This is a genomic window from Clostridium sardiniense (genome assembly GCF_019753795.1).
Classification (GTDB): Bacteria; Bacillota; Clostridia; order Clostridiales; family Clostridiaceae; genus Clostridium; species Clostridium sardiniense.
On record NZ_JAIKTU010000004.1, the window covers coordinates 211091 to 231423 of the forward strand.

Below are 20333 nucleotides of genomic sequence, written 5' to 3' on the forward strand. Positions count from 1 at the left end.
CCTTCTATTTAAGTACTCTTATTCCACCTTTTTTCTTTGTTTGCTCCATAGCATATCTTAAAGCATCCATAAGGTGGTTATAATCATCTATAGGCTTATTTATAACTTGTCCTTCCTTTGTATTCCATACATAGTTATTTAACTCTACTATTGTATTTTCACACTTAGGATGAACATATATTTTATAATCCTGGATGTTTTGTATTCCATTTAATATACTGTCTTTTCCTTTTTGAGCTGCTTTAATCCTTCTTATTCCTTGCTTTCTAATATCATCAATACTCTTAGGCTCTGCACTATCTGCAATTATCCTTTCTTTAGAATAGCCTTTATACTTAATCATATTAACTATATCTGTATTACTCATAGCCTTCTGATAATGTTCATCAAAAATAAAAAGCTCCTTAGCCTTTTCATCAACTAAGCAGCATATAAATGCAGTTGGGTCATTAGTATATCCAAAGTCTAACCCAAAGACACTAATAATTCCTTTTCTCTTATTTATTTCTTCTAACTTAAAATCAAGTTCAGTAAAGTTTTCATAAACTAAACCTTCTGCTATTCCCCACTCTCCGAGCCCTTCTATTTTATATCTTCTCGGATTCTTCTCTTTCATCTTTTTAAATATCTCTCTATCATCATCACCCAAAAACTCATTACATTTATAATTAGTTGTTAAGGCTAAGATATTATCATCTTTAGTATCAAAGAATCTTTTCTTTAACCAATGCTTCTCACTCCAAGGATTAAAGCTTAATGTTACTTGTTTAAAATATCCTTTAGGTAATTCACCTCTAATTGACATATCTACTTTATTAAAATCATCTTCATTCATTACTTGAAACGCTTCTTCAAACCAACACCAACATAAATATCCCACTTCAACTGTTATTGATGTAATACTCATTGGATCATCAAGACCTCTAAATAATATTTTTTGTCCTGTAGGTTTATAAGTAGCTTCTAATGGTGATTTACTAAAATGCCATAAATGTAATACTCCTAAGTTATTAGCAGCCCATTTTAATTGAGTATAAGTAGAATCTTTATGAGTATTGAATACTCTCCTAATTACTAATGTATTTGCCTTTGGATATTTCATCATATTATAGATTACCCACTGCGCTGTAGTAGTTGATTTCTTACTTCCTCTACCACCTTTAACGACTCTATATCTACCTTTAAACTTCCAAAAGGTACCGTAACCCTTACCTATCTTACTTGGCAAACTTATTCTCAACTCATTATTAGTCCTCAAGTTCATCTTCTCCCTCAAAGATAATTTTAGCATTTACATTAGTTTCAACCTTCTCAATAAATAATCTATATCTTTTACCTAATAACTCTGCTGCTTTAGTTCTATCTTGAAGTGATGCATCTAATCCAAATTGGTCTTTTTCTTCCCCCCTCATAACTTTTGTTAGATATTGGAGGACTTCTTCACCTTTTGCTATTCTCTTATCTTCTATTTCTTTTAGGCGTTCATCTATATATTGTTTTATATTAGGTTTTATTAGGTTTTCTGTTCCTATTACTGCTGCTGTTTTCTTACTATATCCTGCTCTCCTTGCTGCTTCTGTAGCATTGCCAGTTTCTATATAATAATCTGCAAATGCCTTTTGTTTTGGTGTAAGCTTTTTATTATCCATCTGCTCCACCTACTTCTTTATATATCTCAACTAATTTTAAAAGTATTTCCTGTTGTTTAAATGTACTTAGTATTTCTACCTTGACTTTAGAATACTTATTAGGATCTTTCTTATTTTCTGGATACATTTCGTTATACTCTTCTACATCCATTAAGTGAAATAACTTATATACAGTACATACATTTCCTGTTTTATTACTTATAAATTGTTCTCTATTTACTAAGTATATATATCCATAAATATTTAATCCCTTTACTAACTTATTTATCTTTCCTTGTATATTCATCACTTCACCTTCTTTCAAAATAAAAAAGAACCCCCAGTATGAGAGTTCTAATTGAACTATGTAAATAATATTATTTTTTTATCTAATATTATAGTTGTTTTTATAATTCTTTTACCTTTATATTTAATAACTTCGTCTTTTATATCTAATATCTCTCGCTTATCCTTTATTGCTAACTTTAAAAGCGTATGTACATTTTTATAATGTTCCAATGTATCATCACATGACTTTACCTCTTTTGATTCTTGAATAATATTTTTTAATTTAATCATCCCTTTTCCACCTTTATACTTTTATATATTATATTCTACAAAAGTATAGAATTCCCTTTAATAAAAAAGAGTCTGGTCGCTTAGACCAACCAACTCTTTTTTTGTAATCCCCTCCGAAGGGTTATCTAATTTTACCATATTTTTAATGGAGGAGATAGAGAGACTTGAACTCTCGACACATAGGTTAACAGCCTATCGCTCTACCAACTGAGCTATATCTCCACGTTGCAGGGTTTTATCCCTGCCTATATATAATTAAGAGGATCACAAATGAACAATTAAACTTCATCAATCTGTCCATATACTTATTATATTACTTTTTGTAAATAGTGACGTGCGACTTCTGTGCGATTTTCGTGCGCTATTTTTTATTAAACCAATAAAACCAATGTTCTACATTCCTTAATATAGCTATCTTTCTTCTATTTACATTACTTCTATCTATTTTTAATTTCTGTGCAACAAATTCCTCTGTCCTTCCCTTGCCATATATAAGCTTAATTATTTCCATTAACTCATCATTTAATTCTTTAATATTATCTTCTATTACTTCATTATCTGTTTCTATATTAAATCTTTTTTCTTCAAGATCAATTAATTCTAACTTACTTTTCTCTAGTATCTTTTGCATTCTTGCTGTTATATTCATCACAGTACTTTCAGCATAGCTTATTCCTGTACCCGATGTTTGTACTCTTTCCTCATAAGTAATAGCTCTGCTTTCCTCTGGAATACTAATATTTACTTCTCTTAAATCATGGTTTATCTTATCTATTCTTTCTTTTAAATTTTCGATTCTTTTGTCTAGTGTTTTTAATATATTTTCTCTTTTAAAATAAGTCTTAAGCTTTTCTTCTGTATCTTTAAGCAACTCTTCTTCGCTCAATAAATTAGTTTCCATAATTACCTCCTTATTTTAATAACTCTGGATTCTCATATATATTCCCTACAACTTCATATTTGTATGTCAAAATATTTGCAAAAGGAATGTGATTTCTTGTCACTACCGTTCCCTCTATCCCTATTATTTCTCCATCTACGCCATACATTCCATACTTATAATTCACTACTCTAATTAATTCACCTACTGATTCATGGTTGTGCTTTAATATATCCCCTTCATATATTTCTTTTCCGTTCTTATCTTTTAGTCCTGTATATTGTCCTACGGTTTCTTTCTTTACTGGTATAGCACCTAACCCATCAGTTATATAAAAACTATCCTCACCATCATCATTCCATTCTGTAGTATATCCTCCATAAAACCACACATCGGTATCAATACCTTTTCCTCTAAAAATAATCCTTCTCTCCATTTTCTTCACCTCATTTATATAAACTGGCTAGGCGTACTGTACTATATATTTAATGTGATGGGGGTACATCACATCCTTTCATATTTAAAATTATTACCTAGCCAGAATATAACTTAATTAAAATTTCATTTTATTTGCCTATTGTGAATTAATAAACTAATCTTAATGCTTTATTTTTATAGTGATTTCCTATAATTTTTAAGCACTCTATTGAATTATCTTCCATGAATTCTTGTTCCCAATATATTTCACCTAAAGTCTTTACATTATCATTCCAATTATCAGGAAATAAATCTCTTAGATTATCTTCACGCATAGCTATACAAAAAGAACCTATTTCAAAAACTATCTCTGCTTTATGAGTTAAATTCCCTACTGTAACTTCTACAATATCACCTTCATATATTTCATTATATTCATTATCTGTCATTCCAGTTGGTCTTAGTATTGTTGTATCTCCTAATATCTTTCCAACTATTTCTTCACACTCCATAATTGGTGTAAAATCTATAAGTTCAAATTTATCTTTATCTATTTCATTAACTGCTTTTAATACAAGCTCTTTACCCTTCATTTTTTCATTCCTCCTATCTTGCTATTGTGAATCAGTTGTTATAATAATCTAAAATATCTTGTATTTCTTTATCACAAAATTCGCAGAAATGTAAAACCTCTTGAACTCCATCAACTTCTATTACTTCCTCACTACAAAGTGTTTTATCATTGCAACAAGTACATTCTGTTAATACATCATACTTCAATTAATTCACTTCCTTTTCTTCACTTAATCTTGGAATTACGAATTAAGTTAATTTTATTCCTGTATTATTTATCTCACCGCAATATCCACATATTACGTGTGGTCTATTTAATTTTATTGCCGTTAATGATATTCTAGTTTCATTGTATGAACCACATTTTCCACAAATATATTTTATTTTTGGAGATTTATTAAATAACATAGATAGACTTTTATTCCACATTTCTAAATCTCTTACATTTACCATTTACTTCACCCTTTCCTCATATTACTAACCTATTAATAATTCACCTATTTACTTTTTCCCTTTCTATCCTTTTGAGTTGTCTATCTATCTTATACTCTTTAATTTCCTCAATTTTATCTCTATCAATAGCTTCAAAGCTCTTAAACTGTTCTAACATTATTTCTACATCTGCAACCTCTTCCATTGCATTTTCAACATCACCTTTTGTTATTGCAACAATCAATTCGCCTAACTCTTGAACCAATTGATTAGCTTGAGCTTCTTCTCCGTAATGATTTAAAATTTCTTTTAACTTTTCTTCCATTTACATTTCCTCCTTAAAGAAAGATTCTAGTTCATATCTAAATCTAACTTTCTTTTTAATCCCATCAATCTCTATTCCATTTTCTATACACCATTTAACAGGAATACTCTTTCTCTCTGCCTTTTCTATAAACTCTTGTACATTTTCTACCTTAACCGCATAAACCTTCTGTAATGGTCTGAAATTAAACATAAAATATGGTTTTATGTTTTTATAGTTACTCGCCTTTAACATTTCTTCTAATTGAGTCTTTCTTATTCCACTTAAAGGAATACTTACACCGTTATAGCTCTTAAGTTCTAATAGAAAAACTTTATTTTCTGTAACTACTTGAAAATCACAAATATTATGTGCTTGAAATCTTACATTTTCATTTTTAGTTCCTTTAAAGTTTGCTGTACCATCTTTAAATCTATATATAAAATACTTTTCTGAAACTGACTTCTTAAAATCTTCCTCGAACCTCTTTCCCTCATTTTTCAAACATACGCACCTTCTATCATTTGATTATCATATGAGAATACAATGGTAAAATTGTATCCCCATATGTCCTTAATCCTTGTTATTACGCTATTATCTTAATATTACTTATACCTTCTAATTCTTCTAATAAATATTCTTTTATATTATTAATAGCTTCATTTCTCCATGCCCCTCCATCAGCTTCATATATTGCTGCTCTTGGACCATCTTGCATTCTAAATATAAACTTACTCATTGGTTGTTCTACTTCTGGGAATGTTCTATAAGGTGCTAAACTTACTGGATTAGGTACTATTGCTTGTCCTACACTTGCTACACCTGTCTTAACTGTAACCTGTTGACTTACTCCATCATCACCTATACTCTTTACATTTTCATCTTGTACAAGTCCTGTATATTTTAGTAATGCATTTTTATCTCCTACCTCTACAAAACTACTTTGAAGCATTATATTAAATCTTTCTGTATCTATAAATTGGTCATAGCGAACATTGTTAGGTAATATAGCTTCTGCTTTAATATATAATTCTCTTTCCCTATCTTCATTTAAAGGACTATACAATCTTACTTCCTCTTCTGATTTTACTTGTATAAGTAATTCACCTTTTAACTCATCTACATTCCCTTTTATATAATCAACTAATCCTGTAAGTGTTGATACTGTAAGTGAACTTGCTACTGGTTCTGTAACTCTACTTAAACCTACTCTTGAATATGTTCCTTGTTCTAATTGAATTATTGGATCATCCTTTTCTCCTAAGTTTACTAAATACTCTATTGCTTCTTTGTTTATCATTTTATTTTCCACCTTTCAATTTATATAAATTTTATTATTTAACTAATTTAATACCTTCTAAGTTAACTGCTTTTTCTTCTCCTGTTGTAAGAACTTCTCCTGTATTTTCATCTACTCTCATTACACTTTGTCCTGGAACTTGTTTCTTATATTCACTTGCCAATATTCCACCTTTACCATCTGTTCCAATAACAATTTTTGTTGATAATGCTTTACTTGGTGCTAACTTAGGTTTAGCCACAATAGCAACTTCTGCTAAATCTCTAGACTCATCTGCAACTAATGTCATATCTATAGTTAATTTTCTTTTTACACCATAATCAGTATTTGGATCTGATATATTTTCCAATACCTGTTTTAAAGCTAGATTTACCTTTTCTGCTAATGCTCCACCTGCAAATGTTTCTAAATTAATCATGTTTTCCATTTTAATAATCCTCCTTATTTTTAAAGCCTTCTTTGGCATATTTCCAAACCATTCTAGAATCTGTATGGACTTCTTTTAGAAATCTGTACATATCCTCTAGCCTGTCCTTTTCTTCGCTTTTCTCTCCACGTTTTAAAAGCTTTCTATATTCTTCTCTTATTAAACTCCATCTTTCAGAAAGAATGTGACTATCTTTCATTAACTGATAGGCTCCTAAAATATCATTCTCTTTTAAGTTTCTATATCTATTTACTACGCTATTGTATAAAATAACATCTTGCTTATATTGTCCTTTGTAATTCATACTCACCCCCTAAAACTAATTTTCCACCCATGCACGCCCTTATAATATCTATCCCCTTATATTTACCCTCTATTGGTAATAGAGTCTTTATAAGGCGTTCTGTTTCTTTTAAACTTATATCTAATTTCTCTTTTATTTGTTCTACTGCATAGTAAATGTCAGCTCCAAACATCAAATTTAAATTATCTTGCAATGATGTCTTTATCTCATGGTCCAATTTACTACCATACTTACCATGAACCCCATAAGTGCCTCTATGATGTTCATAACATAAATACTTATGATTTAATTTACAATTAATAAGTGCTGGAGCTTGTCCTCTTTTTATTATGTGATGCTCTTCAACTAAATGAGTAGCTCCACATACTTCACAATATTCTTTTCTCATTTATTTATCCTTTCTTGGTATTGCGAACCTCATTTAATTTTTTGAATATATGAGATATAACATCTACAGTCCAACCATCGCCACATAATCCTATTCTTTTACTATCCGATTTTATAATTTTTGTATAATTGTCAGGCAATGTTTGTAATCTTTCTGCCTCTATAGGATTACATCTTCTATATAAATCTTCACCTAACCATATATTTAATTTATTAATTGGATTGGACTTCATCAATGTACACATAGTGCCATCCATAAAGTAAGCCCTATCTTGTTGTGAGTAATATCCTTTTCCACTTAAATCATATTTTATATAATTCTTAGTAAATACTTTTGTATTTTCAATTCTAGGATCTTTATAGTTTTTATAACTATTATCATAAATTATGTCTTTAATTTTTAACCCTTTATCATTAGGTTGGTTTATATTCCCATTATTAATATTTGTCCAATATAACCTTATCCTACGTTGAGCTGAAACCAATACACTATTTATTTCTATTGGTGTTGGTGATTCCAATTCTTTCGTGATTATATCTATAGTTTCTTTATTTGGTTTAACGTTTTCTAATAGAAATTTAACATCTGGATTATTATTTTTTCTAATCCAATTTAATATCCTTACATATTCGAAGAATAATTTAGATTTATCACCAGCCAAACCTAAACCATTTTGTTTTGCTTTACTTAAATCTTGACATGGACTTCCACCAATCAGCATATCTATCTTTTGAAATTTCCTTAGTTTCTCATTTGTAAGTTTAGTTACATCACCTACTTGAATTGTGTTAGGGTAATTATCTTGTGTTACCTTTATAGAATCATCACATATTTCACTAGCATAATATTTATTTACTTTTATACCCGCTCTTTCTAACGCTACTTGCCCACAACTTATCCCATCAAATAAACTTAATACATTTAATCCTTTTTTCATTTAATCCACTTTTGAATGAGTGCGCACTCTTATTACCTAGGATTAATTCAAATCTCCTTTCTCTTTTATTAATTTCACTTTTTCCTAAAATTACGAATTAACTAACCTCTATTCTTTTATTAAATGTTTTTTCTAATTTAGAGATATATTTTGTACTTATTATTTCTTTTTCTAAATCATTACTAGCTTTAATATTTATACAGGTATCATCTTCTGATATTTCACTTTTTATAAACCATGTTCTATATCCAACATCACCAACTAATTTATATATACTTTCATGGATTGGAGAAGGAAAGATTAAAGGTTCAAGTTTTTCTGCTTCTTCCTTTTCCTCTCCTTTAGTTTCCTTTACTTTACTTTCCTTTACTTTACTTTGGGGATTAATGTTTGAATTAACTTCATCTAAATCATTGTTAATGTCAACAATAACTAAGTTTTTGTATACATTAACTGTTTCATCATCTAAAAGTAGGTATTTCTTATTTATTTTTACCTTCTGTCTACGCCCTACTGCTTCCAAATATCTACGTTGAACCCCATCTGATGTGAGTATTTTGTAGTCTTTATACAACTTACTATCAAATAAGTTCCATTTAACACAATCATTAATGATTACATTAACCGAATTAATGTCTACATTAACTCTCTTTGAAAAGAGTAATTGTTCCTTTTCTGTCCACTCATAGAAGTAACTGTTCTTATAAATCTTCATTAATAATTTAATTACAATAGCAAAACCTTTAATTCCATGTTGAGCTTCTATAAGTGCAACCTTATCATCTTGATCTATATCTACATCTAAAGGGAAATAATCTAATCCTGTTTTTTGTGGCCTTGCCATACCCTTTTACCTCCTATAAGATTCCATCTGAATTAAAATACTTCTCCATTCTTGCATCGTTATATTCTTCATACTGCTCTATTAAGTTATTTCTTTCCTCTAATCTAGCTTTTAGCAATGTATTTTCTTCTTCTAATTCTGAATAACTCTTCTCTCCGCATTGCTCTAAAAGATTATCTATAGTTTCATCTAATTGTTTATAAGAAAGCTTTAATTTAACTTTTAGTTCTCCATCCTCAATATAAAGTTCATAATGTCCACCTGCTTCTAATCCATAAAAACATTCTTTATCCTTTTCTCTTATATCAACCTTTAAGCTATACATTATTCTCACCTTCTTTTTCTGGAGGCTTTATTAGAAATGCTCTCTTTTTAAAAGTTAAATTTCTAATTGATAACCCAACTATATTTTTATTTTCATCATAAGCAATTTTTTCTACTGAAAACTTATCTGTACAGGTCCATTTATTATTTCCTTTAGACTTTATATTGCAGTTTTCTTTACTTACCCATATAAATGGTGCTGTATAAAGTTCTCTACCTATCCCCCAGTTAAAACAAGCTCTTTTAAAGCTATCACTTGCTTGTCCTTTTTCTTTTTCTGTAAAGCTCTCTGTTCCTGTATCTTCTTTACTTATCCATTGTTCTTTATCTTCATCCCAAATACTAACTATGCAATTAGCATTTTCTCTTGTATGTGCTCTTTTCCAATTCATTGGCCCCACTGCTTCATCAAGAATATTCATATCACATCTAGCATCTTTATAAAGTAGTAAGCTTACTCCCTTCTCTGTTACTGTTGCTACTCTTACATCTATTTCACTTTCTTTTAAAGTTCTAAATTTAAGTTCCATATTCTCACCTACTTTATTTGTAATGATTTATTCTCTATTAATTCAGCGCCCTCTATAATCTCACCATTCTTAAGAGCATTCATTATTTCTTTTTTATTTGCTTTTTCTTCTACTTTTCTATTTATGAAACGTTCTTCTAACTTTGATTGATCTATAATATTTACTGCTTTAGATTTTCTGAATGATACTTTAAATAATTTACCTTCAACTTTATTTAATCCAATGCCCTTCATTTCAAAGCTTATATATTCTTTTAAGTTTTTAACTAAGTTCTCTTTTGATTTTTTAAAAGAAGTAAGTCTTTTTATTTCTTCATCAATTCCATCTGTATCTGCTTCAACTTCCTTTATAACTTTGCAAGTATTTTCTATCTTGATATTAATATCATCTTCTACTTGTCCTAAAGCTTCTTGTATCATTTCAACTGTTAATCCTTCTTCATCTCCTAACCCTTCAAGATTTCTATAATTTTGTGTTAATTCATATAATTTCATTTATCTTTCCTCCTGTGTTATAATATTCTCAACAATATTTTTGTTAGTGCTTTGGTTGTTTTGGTCGACGCCAAAGCACTCTTTTTCAGCTTTTTTTATTGCCTTTTTAGCAGTAATATTTTCTTCAAAGTATAAGTTAACTGCTTCTATTGCAATCTCTAATTTATCCATAATTCAATCCTCCATTCTTAAAACTTCTTTAAAATGCTTTCTATATTTAGTTTTTTTACAAGCAAATATATTTCTTAAAAATCTTCTTAACATTCTGTTACCTCCCTAAATTTCTACTAGAACTCTTGAATTTTTACTATTTCTTTTCTTTATTTTTCTCCTATTAGCATTAGTCCCATAATACTGAACTGTTCTAACTTTTATATTTAACGCTTCTGCTATTTGATATATAGTTCCCATGCACAGTATCTTTTCACCCTTATACAATGCATACATATCTATCCCTCCCCATGATACTTATCAAATATTCTGTATCCTAGTGCCCCGCCAATTAAGGCAGGGACTAAGAATAATATTAAAACTTCATACATAACATACTTCCTATAGGACTTTCTGTTAATCGTACTCGATTTAATTTAACTTCGTTTGGATATACATATGCATTTAAATACATTGCAGGATTCATACTAAGAAATTTACCTATTGGTCTTGAACACTGTCTTATAAATTCTTCTGCCTTCTCAACATTTAACGGAATTCTTTTTATTAGTTCACTCACTAACTCTTCTGTTGAAACACTCTCTAAATTCATCTTTCCTTCTATACCTTGTACACATAAATCTTTTCCGATTATATATCCTGGCAACTCAAAACTTTCGCGTCCGAAATCTATTCCGCCCCATATAGGTATATTATTAGTTGAAAGACTTACATTTACTGGCTTATCACCTTCTGATAGTTCAATCATTGTAACTCCTAATTGCGTCCATTCTTTTATAATTCCACCTAGCATTGGATGTTCTCCTATTTCAATACGACTTCCTATCTCGCTAAACTTGTCCTTAAATTCTTCTAATACGTATTTCTTCATATCAATACCCTCCTTGATGTTATTAGTTCTTTCTTGTGTTTGATTTATTGACATTTTCATCTCTCCTTTTTCATTACTTAGAATTATTTGTAAATCTTTTCTTAAATATTACTTAATATATTATTTGTTACTTGTACCACTATTAACCAATTTATATAATCAAATTATCAGTTTGTAAGACTTGAAATATATCATGAAAGTAGTGTTTTAATGATTAAAAATAAATATGATTTGCTAAAATTTCTTATCGATAATATGTCACAATCTACTCAACGTTTTTTTTACTTAGATCTTTTAATCTATGATTCTAAGCAAAAAGAATATTTAAACCAGCTAAAAAACGATGGCTTTATAAAAACATATCCCAGCTACATTTATATTTGTAATAAAGGACTTAAAATGATAGAACGGCTAGATAAGGTTTATTATTTCTCAATATGAACACTAATCAACTTTTATAATTTAAGTATCAGTTCTAGCAAACTGAAATATTTATGAAAGGTGATGATTTTATGAAACGTGTATATGCATGTTTGCTTGGAAATTGGATTGATATCACTGATGAAGGTTTACTTCACAACCGTAAACCCTTAACTTATATTGATGAAGAAATTCAAGATATGTTTGAATATGATTACATAAATGTACAATATGATAACAAAAACTACAGAATTCATCCATCATTAATTCAAGTTGTTAGTGATTAAACTCCAAATCTAAAGTTTTCTTGAAGGTATTACTTTTTTGGAAAGCCGTTTTATTTGCTTGACTTTTAAATTCTCTATCTATGCAAATTTTTAACTGTTCCCATTTATATAAAGGCATTCCATCAAGCAAATTTAGCAACTGCTCTTGAACTGGCACTTCTTGAGCAGTTCTTTTTAAATCCAAACCACATATCTGACAATAATTTTGACCTTCCTCTAATTTCTCATTTTTACATCTTGGACATTGTTCTAATTTACACATTTTACTTTCCTCCTAAAATTTATTTATATATTTATTTATTAGAGGTTTTATATAATACTTCTCTAATAAACTCAATCCTATAAACATAAGTGTTGCTTCGTATACAATGAAGTTACCTATATCCATTTTTAAACTAATCCATCTTCTCTTTGAATTTATTTAACATACTCAATCCTTCAACCCCAAATGATGAAATCTTTAATATAAACTCTCTTAATTCCTCATTTTCTCTTTTCAACTTACTTATCTCGCTATTTAATTGTCTTCTTTCATATGGTGACATTGGATTCTTTTCAAACTCTTCTATCCCTACTATTTCCTCCAAACTATATCTAGGTGTTGGTATATTAGGATTTCTTGTTATAATACCATCTTTCTCATATCGATATATGGTATTAGAATCTAAATCCCATCTTTCTGCTAATGAATTTCTGCTTATCATTGTTTTATCCATAACTAATCACCCTGTAATCTTTAAATCTTTGAAAATATCATCTGTTTTACAGTTATATAACTTCGCTATTCTTGCTATTAATTGAGCACTAGGCGTTCCATGACCTTGCTCTATTTTATAAAATGTACTTTTACTTATTTCTAACTTTTTATAAGCCTCCTCCGTTTCAAGTCCTGCATTAATTCTTCTTATTTTAATAGGTGTTATCTTCATTCCCTATCACTCCTTTCCATTAATACATTTCATATTCCATGCCAGTAATTTTTATAGGATTAAGAATTTCATGTAATTTATCCATTGGAATATTTATATATGACCTATTTTGTTTTACCCAATCATCTTCTGTTTCTTCTTCTTGTAATACATATAAATCAATCTTTAATTCTATAAATTCTTTATTAAATGTATGAATCTTTGCAAAAGTAAAAGGTATAAAATCAACTAATATTTTCCCATCATCGTCTTTTGGAAATAACCCTAAGTAAATATCATCTGATATAAACTCCACTTGTCTTATATCTCTTAAATTAATAACCTTATTATCTATTTCTAAAAATCTTTCCATCACAAAATCCCCCTAAGCATTTATTTTACTTTCTTTAATAAGTTTATTTATTATATAAACTTGTCCTCTTCCGGTGACCTTAGTTGTTTTATAAGTAAATACACCTTTATAAGTTTCTTTTGCTCCTTCTACAACTTCAAAATAGCCATTATCAATATACTTTTGTTTTGGGTCATATTTACTATTTTGTTTTATAAGCCCCCATTCTCTTAATTTAGCCCATAGTCTATTTCTCCCTATTTTTATTCCATCTTTTGAAGCTAATTGTGCAACATCTTCTACCTTTAAAGAATTTTCACTAACAGCTATTTGATTTATAAACCTATTCTTTTCTTCAAGTTCTTCTGTTTTAGCTTTTAAAAGTCCATCTTTCTTCTTTAAAGTTCTATGTGCAACTTCTAAAGCTCTCGCCATGAACTCTTCATCGTCCATTTGTTCATCCAGTGGAATATATCCACCTGTTTTTCTTATCTGTGGTAATACCTCATCAGTAACCCAATCTTGAAACTTTTCAGCTTCCTTCTTATGAGATTTAAATATTAATTTGTACACTCCACTTTCTGTTAAGAAATTTTCTCCTGTATTGTGCAATTTTCTAAAGGGTTTATTTGAACCTTTAGAAATATCTACATTTTTCAGCTTAATTACCTGGTTGCTATTCATTCTTTTAATAGCTGATTTAATCCCTTCTTCTGTTAAATCTAAGCATTCTCCACAATGATATGGATTAAATAAAACTTGTCCTTTTAATTCAAATACTTCTACTGGTTTGTTTTCAAAAATCATTAAGTTATTCATTCTCAACCACTCCTTGTTAGCGTTTTAGAAACATATTAATTAAAAAAAATTTCTACACCTGCATTTAACTCTTTACATATAGTCCTAGCTTCTCTTACGCTAAAATCTCCGCCTGTTCCATTTAATTTTTTATTAAATGTTGGAACTGACATTCCCAACATATTTGCTACAACCTTTTGTTTTATATTATTTTCTACTAAAAACCCTTTTAATTTAAGATATCCTTGTTTCTCCATTTGCTTCACCTCGCTTTGTTAGTGTTTAGGAAACATCCTATGACTAAATAGTACAACTTTCCAGTTTCCATGTCAACAACTTTTTTAAAATATTTTTATATTTTTGTTTACAAAAGAAAACATAAGAAGTATAATTTCGTTATAAGAAACTTTAAGGAGAGATTTATATGTATGATTTAGGTAATTTACTAAAACATCTTAGGGAAGAGAAAAATGTATCTATGGATAAAATGATTGAAGATATAAAAACACTCTATTCAATCAGTATTGCTAAAAGCACAATTTCAAAATGGGAAAATAATAAAGCTGACCCATCCATGGAAAATGCTAAAATACTCTGCAATTACTTCAATGTATCTCTCGATTATTTACTTGGTTTATCTAAATATAAAACCAAAGAAGAAGAACTTGAAATTTATAAATCTAAAATGCTTGAATTCGCCAATAAACATAATAAAAACTTATATGAAAAAACTTTACTAGATAACTTTAAGGAATTAAATGATATAGGGAAAAAGAAAGTTATTACATATACAAAAGATTTAGTAGAAATGCCAAAATATCAAAAACAAATATGGGAAGAAGAAAGCAAAGAATATTTAATGCCTAATGCAGCACATGAAATCGAAGGAGATTTTACAGAAGAAGATTACAAACATGATGATGATATTATGAAAAATGATGATTTTTGGAAATGATAAATCAATATTAAAAGCTTAAGAAGGTGATTGAGATTGACATATGATGAATTATTAATAGAAGCTGAACAGCTCGGAATAATTGTAAAAGAAATCAAGATGAGAACTAAAAAAGGTCGATGCTATGGAAATAGAATTGCTATAAATAATAATTTAAATGATATAGAAAAGGCTTGTGTTCTAGCAGAAGAACTAGGACACTATCACCTTACAGTTGGTGATATATTAGAACAAGAAAATAATATTGATAATTATAAACAAGAATTAATTGCTAGACGATGGGGATATGATAAAAAAATAGGTTTAATTGGTATTATAAATGCTTTTGAATACGGTTGTAGAACTAAATTTGAAATGTCCCAATACCTTCATGTAACAGAAGAGTATTTGAGTGAAGCTATAGATTACTACAAAGCTAAGTATGGAATAATGTATCAAGTAGATCATTATATAATTTATTTCACTCCAATACTATTAGTTGGTAAAGCTTTCTAAAATAAACAGTTAAGTTTTCATACTAACTGTTTATTTTAGAAAATTTAAAGAACATACATTCTTAGAAAGGAGTTGAACTCTATGGACTACAATATAACTTACAGAAAAAAAGATAAAGGAATTCAATTAATAGTCTCTTATAAAGATACATTAGGAAAATGGAAACAAAAATCTAAACAAGGTTTTGAAACCAAAAGAGAAGCGAAAAAATACGCCGACAAATTAGTTTCTGAATTAAAAGAACTATCAAAATTTAATAGCTGTGAACTTTCTAATCTTACAATTGGAGAATTAAAAAAGTATTATTTAGAGCATATCTATTTACACAAATCACTAAACACTTATAAAAATTATAAAGTTTGTTTAAATAACTTTTCTCTAGACAACATTTTAGTTTCTAACTTAACAATAGCACATGTTCAAAAATGTATTAATGACTTAATAAACACAGTCTCTCCTAGTACTCTAAATGGGAAAATAACTATTTTTAAATCTATGATGAACTTTGCAAAGAAACAATATAATATACCAATCATAGATATGTCTAATTTAGATACACCAACCATAAAAAAGGATACTTCTCGAAGAGCTTTGAGTGAAAATGAATCTGATAAAATACTAGAATTTTATTCAAAATCTAATAATACTGATTATTTTATAACAACTCTTTTAGGATTAACTTGTGGTTGCAGAGTTGGTGAGATTATGGGATTGACATGGAAAGATATAGATTTTAAAAATAATTCTATAAATATAAATAAACAATGGCAAAAGAAAAAAGATGGCAAATTCGGTTTTACTACTGTAAAAAGTAAAAACTCAAACAGAACTATTCCGTTGCCATCTACTACTAAAAATATTTTAATTAATTTAAAGAATGCTTTACCTTTAAACTTAGATCAGCGATTAATATATTCATCTTCCCTTAATGGGTTAACTGTAAATTTAAATAAACAACTAAGAAAAAACTTTAATACCTGCATACATGAATTAAGGCACACTTATGCTACAAAATTAATAAGCAATGGGTTAGATTTTAAAACTGCTGCTTACATACTAGGACACGATGTAGAACAAACTATGAGAGTATATTCACATGTAACTAACGAAATGTATAATAAGGCATCTGACTTAATATCAAATATTTTTTAATTTTTGACGAATTTTTGACGAAATGTATTTTTATCTTTTACTAATCGCTACAAATCCCAGTAATACTAATGTTTCTAAATTTAAGTCAGAGTAATATTATACTTTACATATTAATATAATCATTAAAAAGAGGATAAATATTATAATTCAAAATATTTAATTCTTAACACTACCTTCTATCATTTTAGCCATTTTCAAGCTATAATCTCCATCTTCAAATAATACTATATTTTTAGAAAATGTATCTAATTCTCTACTCTCATCTTGTACATATGCATAATATTCTATAATCTTTTGATTATTAACTTCATAAAGCATAGGCTCTTTTGGAATAAATCTATTGTTGATATATCTATTTTCTCCATAAAGAACAATATCACTTAGATTACCTGTCTCTAATTCCTTAATCTCATTAAATAACAATATAGCTTCCATATAACTATTTGGAGTTTTATCACCTTTGATTGCATTCATAAATGAATCTTCCATTTGATTTAACTCTAAGTCTACGCCCTCAAAGTATGTATCAATTAAATTATCTTGAGATGGCATAGGTATCATTCCATATCCCCTAAATGCATGTAACCTATATTTATCTTCAAAGTTATTTTTAATTCTATAAAGAATTAATCTATACCCATCCTTTACTCTTAGAGAGCTTTTCCCACTTATTATCTTATTTAAATCAATATCTACAATTCCAGAATAAGTTTCTATATATTCTTTAGAATTTTCCATAGATGTTACATTAAAACATTCTAAATCGCAATTACTTTCATTAATAGCTTTCTTAATATTGAATAAAGGTAATTCTGATGTCATTGGAGCTACATAAATTCCGCTTTCTCTTATCTCCTCAAAATCTAGATGTAATAATCTATAATTCTCATCTAATGCTTCATTTATCCCTTCTTCATCATTTGTGTTAAATCCATATCTTCTTAAGTGAAGTGAATACATGTAAGCATAATCTTCATAATCTACAGCTTCTTCTATGGCACCTTCTTTATCTAATTCATCTATATATGATTCATACATATCTCTTAATCTATTCATTAGTTATCCTCTTTTCCTTTAATACTATAATTTATAATAATTATATAATAATACTATTGATATGTATAATTTTTAATTATATATATTTCAACATTATATAAGCATCTAAACTTTTTTTATCCCAATTAAACTTTACTTTTTCTTTTATTACAAATCCTTTATCTATCCAGAACTCAGTAACATTACTATCATATCCATAAACTACATCAATTCTTATAGATTTACTATTAAATTCTTTAGCCATTTTCTCTATTTCATAAAACACATTACTTCCGAATCCATTATTTCTTAATTTATTATCTATCATTAAAAGAGATAAATAAGTTTCACTATCAAACCTCACATCACATATTCCAATAACATTATTATTATATAAAATCTTAAAGCTATCAAAATTCATTTTTTTCATTTCTTTAAGTTCTTTCACAATAAACTCTTTATCTACCTCTTCTTTATCTAAATGCTCTTTTAAAAATTTAGTATTTGAATTATAAATTTCAACTACAATTTCTATATCATCTTTTGTAAGATAGCTAAGACTAACCATATAATCATCCTCCATAAATTTGCTCTATTCCTTACTTATAAATATAATAAGAAGGTATAGAATTTTCAATTCAATACCTTCTAAATATTAAAATTTATCATCTACCATAGATTGTTCATGACTACTTATACAAGTATACCCATCTCTTTTATCTACTGCTAATAATAAAAATAATATTTCTATAACAGCCATAGTAGATAATTTTGAAAAAGCAAATTCATCTAAAAATAACCTCTCTCTTGTAGATGTGTTTATTCTGTATTTGCATTTACTAGCTAAGGGAGAACTTTCATGATTTGTTATACAAATTGTAGTTGCACCTTTTTCATTTGCAACATCTACTAATGTTAGAATTCTCTTAGAAGATCCTGTACTCGATACAGCTATTAATACATCTTCTTCAGTTAAACTATAGGAAAAAGCAAGTTGATTCTCCCATATTGAATTTGCCACAGCTCTTATTCCTATTTGATTTAATTTATATGCACCATCTAAAATTATAGGTATTGTATTTCCAACTGCTGCGAATTGAACAATTCTTGCTTTCTTAATGGTCTCTAAAATAGTTTTAACTTCCTTTTCATCCATCATAGATACAGTTTGTTTTAATTCTTCAATCTTATTAGCTAATATATTTTGAATAGATCCTGATATATTATTTATATCTAAAGTATTTGATATTTTACTTTCTTCCGATGTAACCATTTCTTTTGCAAGGCTTATTTTAAGGTGATGGAATCCCTTTAAATTGCACTTTTTACAAAATCTTATTATAGTAGCTTCACTAACATTACTTTTAGATGCTAATTCTGAAACTGTCATATCAACTACTTTTTCTTGATTATTTATAACATAATCTGCAATTTTCTTTTCTGCTTCATATAAATTATCATAAACTGCAAAAATTTTATCTAATACACTTCTTTCTTTATTTTTCAATTTATCATTGCTCCTTTTTAATTATATGAAGTTAATTAAATAATTTTATTCAAAAGGATATTTAATTCCCCATTGATTTCTAACTTCATCCATTATATCCATTACATCAATAGATAAATTTAATGCATCTGCCTTCTCTTTATTTTTGATACAATTATTCATTTCCTCTACTTCATAAATTAAAGCCTTCATACCATCCCCAGCTTCTATATTTTCAATTCTTCCATCAAGATAAGTTATTGTGGCTTTATTTGCTCTTGGAAAATCATCAACAGTTATAAATCCATTCTCACAAGCTATAATACCTCTCTTTGGCATCTTAGCTCTCATTGTAAGAGTTATTACAGCCATTTCATCTTCTGCATTCTTAAGTATTATTCCTGATTGTTCATCTACACCTGTCTCAAACTTTTTAACTGTTGTTAAAACTTCTTCTGGCTTACTTGAAAGGAAGTATCTAGTGAATGATAATGCATAAGTACCAATATCTAAAAGAGCTCCTCCCGCTAAATCTTTATTAAAGAATCTATTAGTTGAATCATTTTCCTTACAACTTCCAAAAGATACTTGAATCATTTTAAGCTTTCCAAGCTTTCCATCCTTTATCATATCATTAAGCTTTTTATATAGTGGCATATGATAGATAGTCATTGCTTCTGCTACAATTAAATTCTTAGATTCTGCAAGTTCTACTATTTCTTTTAATTGATCTCCATTAACTGTTATTGCCTTTTCGCATAAAACATGCTTATTATTTTTAAGACTTTCAATTATATATTCGTAATGATTGCTATGTGGAGTTGATATATATACTACATCTATTTTCTCATCCTTTAGCATTTCTTCATAATTTCCATAAGCCTTCTCCACATTATGTTTTTTTGCAAATTCTTCTGCTTTTTCAAGTCTTCTTGAGCCTACTGCATAAATACTTCCATTCACTTCATTTATTGCACCTGCAAAATCTGCTGCTATAGTTCCTGGTCCTAATATTGCCCATTTTATATTATTCATATCCTTC

At 28.3% G+C, this 20333-nt stretch carries 37 protein-coding genes and 1 tRNA gene; 4 read left to right on the forward strand and 34 right to left on the reverse strand.

All coding sequences use genetic code 11. The annotated features are described in order from the left end of the window. Positions 1-4: 4 nt before the first annotated feature. The 24 genes from K5V21_RS06155 to K5V21_RS06270 all read right to left on the reverse strand — a co-directional run bounded on the left by K5V21_RS06155 (position 5) and on the right by K5V21_RS06270 (position 11403). Positions 5-1264, reverse strand: a complete 1260-nt coding sequence (locus tag K5V21_RS06155) for a PBSX family phage terminase large subunit (protein WP_221859991.1) — start codon at positions 1262-1264, stop codon at positions 5-7. After that, on the reverse strand, positions 1248-1649 hold the full coding sequence (locus tag K5V21_RS06160; RefSeq protein WP_221859993.1) for a terminase small subunit: 402 nt from the start codon (positions 1647-1649) through the stop codon (positions 1248-1250). The genes K5V21_RS06155 and K5V21_RS06160 overlap by 17 nt, the downstream gene beginning before the upstream one ends. Next, on the reverse strand, positions 1642-1953 hold the full coding sequence (locus tag K5V21_RS06165; protein WP_221859995.1) for a hypothetical protein: 312 nt from the start codon (positions 1951-1953) through the stop codon (positions 1642-1644). The genes K5V21_RS06160 and K5V21_RS06165 overlap by 8 nt, the downstream gene beginning before the upstream one ends. 38 nt (positions 1954-1991) lie before the next feature. Beyond that, entirely contained in the window at positions 1992-2207 is a 216-nt protein-coding gene (locus K5V21_RS06170; RefSeq protein WP_221859997.1) for a hypothetical protein, read from the reverse strand. Between the two features lie 146 nt (positions 2208-2353). Next, positions 2354-2429: transfer RNA gene (locus tag K5V21_RS06175), tRNA-Asn, on the reverse strand. 139 nt (positions 2430-2568) lie between these two features. Further along, entirely contained in the window at positions 2569-3108 is a 540-nt protein-coding gene (locus tag K5V21_RS06180; protein WP_221859998.1) for a coiled-coil domain-containing protein, read from the reverse strand. 10 nt (positions 3109-3118) lie between these two features. Further along, positions 3119-3523, reverse strand: coding sequence for a YopX family protein (locus K5V21_RS06185; RefSeq protein WP_221860000.1), 405 nt, complete (start codon positions 3521-3523; stop codon positions 3119-3121). A gap of 148 nt (positions 3524-3671) precedes the next feature. Then, complete coding sequence (locus K5V21_RS06190; protein ID WP_221860002.1) at positions 3672-4097, reverse strand: YopX family protein; 426 nt, start codon at positions 4095-4097, stop codon at positions 3672-3674. 31 nt (positions 4098-4128) lie between these two features. Next, positions 4129-4284 (reverse strand): hypothetical protein, encoded by a 156-nt coding sequence (locus K5V21_RS06195; protein ID WP_221860004.1) that lies wholly within the window; start codon positions 4282-4284, stop codon positions 4129-4131. Between the two features lie 42 nt (positions 4285-4326). Beyond that, positions 4327-4530, reverse strand: coding sequence for a peptidoglycan-binding protein (locus K5V21_RS06200; RefSeq protein ID WP_221860007.1), 204 nt, complete (start codon positions 4528-4530; stop codon positions 4327-4329). 40 nt (positions 4531-4570) lie between these two features. Beyond that, positions 4571-4834 carry a nucleoside triphosphate pyrophosphohydrolase family protein gene (locus K5V21_RS06205; protein WP_221860009.1) on the reverse strand — a complete coding sequence of 88 codons (264 nt, stop codon included), beginning with the start codon at positions 4832-4834 and terminating at the stop codon, positions 4571-4573. Then, positions 4835-5317: a Holliday junction resolvase RecU gene (locus K5V21_RS06210; protein ID WP_221860010.1), complete on the reverse strand. Its 483-nt coding sequence runs from the start codon at positions 5315-5317 to the stop codon at positions 4835-4837. Between the two features lie 82 nt (positions 5318-5399). After that, the gene (locus K5V21_RS06215) at positions 5400-6113 is read right to left on the reverse strand and encodes a hypothetical protein (RefSeq protein WP_221860012.1); all 714 of its coding nucleotides are present in this window, start codon (positions 6111-6113) and stop codon (positions 5400-5402) included. Between the two features lie 34 nt (positions 6114-6147). Then, positions 6148-6540, reverse strand: coding sequence for a replication terminator protein (locus tag K5V21_RS06220; protein WP_221860014.1), 393 nt, complete (start codon positions 6538-6540; stop codon positions 6148-6150). Position 6541: 1 nt separating this feature from the next. Further along, on the reverse strand, positions 6542-6844 hold the full coding sequence (locus tag K5V21_RS06225; protein WP_221860016.1) for a hypothetical protein: 303 nt from the start codon (positions 6842-6844) through the stop codon (positions 6542-6544). Then, a complete protein-coding gene (locus K5V21_RS06230; protein WP_221860018.1) occupies positions 6822-7232 on the reverse strand; it encodes a hypothetical protein in 411 nt (136 codons plus the stop codon). The genes K5V21_RS06225 and K5V21_RS06230 overlap by 23 nt, the downstream gene beginning before the upstream one ends. Before the next feature lie 4 nt (positions 7233-7236). Continuing rightward, on the reverse strand, positions 7237-8169 hold the full coding sequence (locus K5V21_RS06235; protein ID WP_221860020.1) for a DNA cytosine methyltransferase: 933 nt from the start codon (positions 8167-8169) through the stop codon (positions 7237-7239). A 97-nt stretch (positions 8170-8266) separates the two neighbouring features. Next, the gene (locus K5V21_RS06240) at positions 8267-9013 is read right to left on the reverse strand and encodes a DUF4373 domain-containing protein (RefSeq protein ID WP_245000658.1); all 747 of its coding nucleotides are present in this window, start codon (positions 9011-9013) and stop codon (positions 8267-8269) included. A 13-nt stretch (positions 9014-9026) separates the two neighbouring features. Continuing rightward, positions 9027-9338: a hypothetical protein gene (locus K5V21_RS06245; RefSeq protein ID WP_221860022.1), complete on the reverse strand. Its 312-nt coding sequence runs from the start codon at positions 9336-9338 to the stop codon at positions 9027-9029. Continuing rightward, the gene (locus K5V21_RS06250) at positions 9331-9867 is read right to left on the reverse strand and encodes a hypothetical protein (RefSeq protein WP_245000659.1); all 537 of its coding nucleotides are present in this window, start codon (positions 9865-9867) and stop codon (positions 9331-9333) included. Before K5V21_RS06250 ends, K5V21_RS06245 begins: the two co-directional genes overlap by 8 nt. An 8-nt stretch (positions 9868-9875) precedes the next feature. Further along, positions 9876-10361 (reverse strand): siphovirus Gp157 family protein, encoded by a 486-nt coding sequence (locus K5V21_RS06255; protein ID WP_221860024.1) that lies wholly within the window; start codon positions 10359-10361, stop codon positions 9876-9878. Continuing rightward, positions 10362-10532, reverse strand: coding sequence for a hypothetical protein (locus K5V21_RS06260; RefSeq protein ID WP_221860026.1), 171 nt, complete (start codon positions 10530-10532; stop codon positions 10362-10364). Positions 10533-10637: 105 nt separating this feature from the next. Beyond that, the gene (locus K5V21_RS06265; protein ID WP_221860028.1) at positions 10638-10808 is read right to left on the reverse strand and encodes a hypothetical protein; all 171 of its coding nucleotides are present in this window, start codon (positions 10806-10808) and stop codon (positions 10638-10640) included. Positions 10809-10887: 79 nt separating this feature from the next. Further along, positions 10888-11403, reverse strand: coding sequence for a hypothetical protein (locus K5V21_RS06270; protein ID WP_221860030.1), 516 nt, complete (start codon positions 11401-11403; stop codon positions 10888-10890). A 512-nt stretch (positions 11404-11915) separates the two neighbouring features. On the opposite strand from K5V21_RS06270, the gene K5V21_RS06275 reads away from it, so the two are divergent. Continuing rightward, positions 11916-12110 carry a hypothetical protein gene (locus K5V21_RS06275; protein ID WP_221860032.1) on the forward strand — a complete coding sequence of 65 codons (195 nt, stop codon included), beginning with the start codon at positions 11916-11918 and terminating at the stop codon, positions 12108-12110. Here K5V21_RS06275 and K5V21_RS06280 read toward each other — a convergent pair. The 6 genes from K5V21_RS06280 to K5V21_RS06305 form a co-directional block, all read right to left on the reverse strand. Beyond that, positions 12100-12372, reverse strand: coding sequence for a hypothetical protein (locus K5V21_RS06280; protein ID WP_221860034.1), 273 nt, complete (start codon positions 12370-12372; stop codon positions 12100-12102). The two genes, K5V21_RS06275 and K5V21_RS06280, sit on opposite strands and share 11 nt — an antisense overlap. Before the next feature lie 133 nt (positions 12373-12505). Further along, complete coding sequence (locus K5V21_RS06285; protein ID WP_221860036.1) at positions 12506-12826, reverse strand: transcription factor; 321 nt, start codon at positions 12824-12826, stop codon at positions 12506-12508. A 6-nt stretch (positions 12827-12832) separates the two neighbouring features. Beyond that, positions 12833-13039 (reverse strand): helix-turn-helix transcriptional regulator, encoded by a 207-nt coding sequence (locus K5V21_RS06290; protein ID WP_221860037.1) that lies wholly within the window; start codon positions 13037-13039, stop codon positions 12833-12835. 19 nt (positions 13040-13058) lie between these two features. Continuing rightward, positions 13059-13391: a hypothetical protein gene (locus K5V21_RS06295; protein ID WP_221860039.1), complete on the reverse strand. Its 333-nt coding sequence runs from the start codon at positions 13389-13391 to the stop codon at positions 13059-13061. A gap of 12 nt (positions 13392-13403) precedes the next feature. Further along, positions 13404-14189: a phage antirepressor KilAC domain-containing protein gene (locus tag K5V21_RS06300; RefSeq protein ID WP_221860041.1), complete on the reverse strand. Its 786-nt coding sequence runs from the start codon at positions 14187-14189 to the stop codon at positions 13404-13406. Between the two features lie 35 nt (positions 14190-14224). Continuing rightward, positions 14225-14425, reverse strand: a complete 201-nt coding sequence (locus K5V21_RS06305) for a helix-turn-helix domain-containing protein (protein ID WP_221860043.1) — start codon at positions 14423-14425, stop codon at positions 14225-14227. 167 nt (positions 14426-14592) lie between these two features. On the opposite strand from K5V21_RS06305, the gene K5V21_RS06310 reads away from it, so the two are divergent. The 3 genes from K5V21_RS06310 to K5V21_RS06320 all read left to right on the forward strand — a co-directional run bounded on the left by K5V21_RS06310 (position 14593) and on the right by K5V21_RS06320 (position 16770). Further along, positions 14593-15123 carry a helix-turn-helix domain-containing protein gene (locus tag K5V21_RS06310; RefSeq protein ID WP_221860045.1) on the forward strand — a complete coding sequence of 177 codons (531 nt, stop codon included), beginning with the start codon at positions 14593-14595 and terminating at the stop codon, positions 15121-15123. A gap of 36 nt (positions 15124-15159) precedes the next feature. Further along, positions 15160-15618 (forward strand): ImmA/IrrE family metallo-endopeptidase, encoded by a 459-nt coding sequence (locus tag K5V21_RS06315; RefSeq protein ID WP_221860048.1) that lies wholly within the window; start codon positions 15160-15162, stop codon positions 15616-15618. Between the two features lie 81 nt (positions 15619-15699). Further along, entirely contained in the window at positions 15700-16770 is a 1071-nt protein-coding gene (locus tag K5V21_RS06320) for a site-specific integrase (protein WP_221860050.1), read from the forward strand. 156 nt (positions 16771-16926) lie between these two features. Here K5V21_RS06320 and K5V21_RS06325 read toward each other — a convergent pair whose 3' ends face one another. From K5V21_RS06325 to K5V21_RS06340, 4 genes are all read right to left on the reverse strand, one after another. Next, entirely contained in the window at positions 16927-17826 is a 900-nt protein-coding gene (locus K5V21_RS06325; RefSeq protein WP_221860052.1) for a hypothetical protein, read from the reverse strand. A 76-nt stretch (positions 17827-17902) separates the two neighbouring features. Further along, positions 17903-18373: a GNAT family N-acetyltransferase gene (locus K5V21_RS06330; protein ID WP_221860053.1), complete on the reverse strand. Its 471-nt coding sequence runs from the start codon at positions 18371-18373 to the stop codon at positions 17903-17905. An 87-nt stretch (positions 18374-18460) separates the two neighbouring features. Then, on the reverse strand, positions 18461-19312 hold the full coding sequence (locus K5V21_RS06335) for a MurR/RpiR family transcriptional regulator (protein ID WP_221860055.1): 852 nt from the start codon (positions 19310-19312) through the stop codon (positions 18461-18463). 45 nt (positions 19313-19357) lie between these two features. Continuing rightward, the gene (locus K5V21_RS06340; protein ID WP_221860057.1) at positions 19358-20326 is read right to left on the reverse strand and encodes a Gfo/Idh/MocA family protein; all 969 of its coding nucleotides are present in this window, start codon (positions 20324-20326) and stop codon (positions 19358-19360) included. Between the last annotated feature and the right edge of the window lie 7 nt (positions 20327-20333).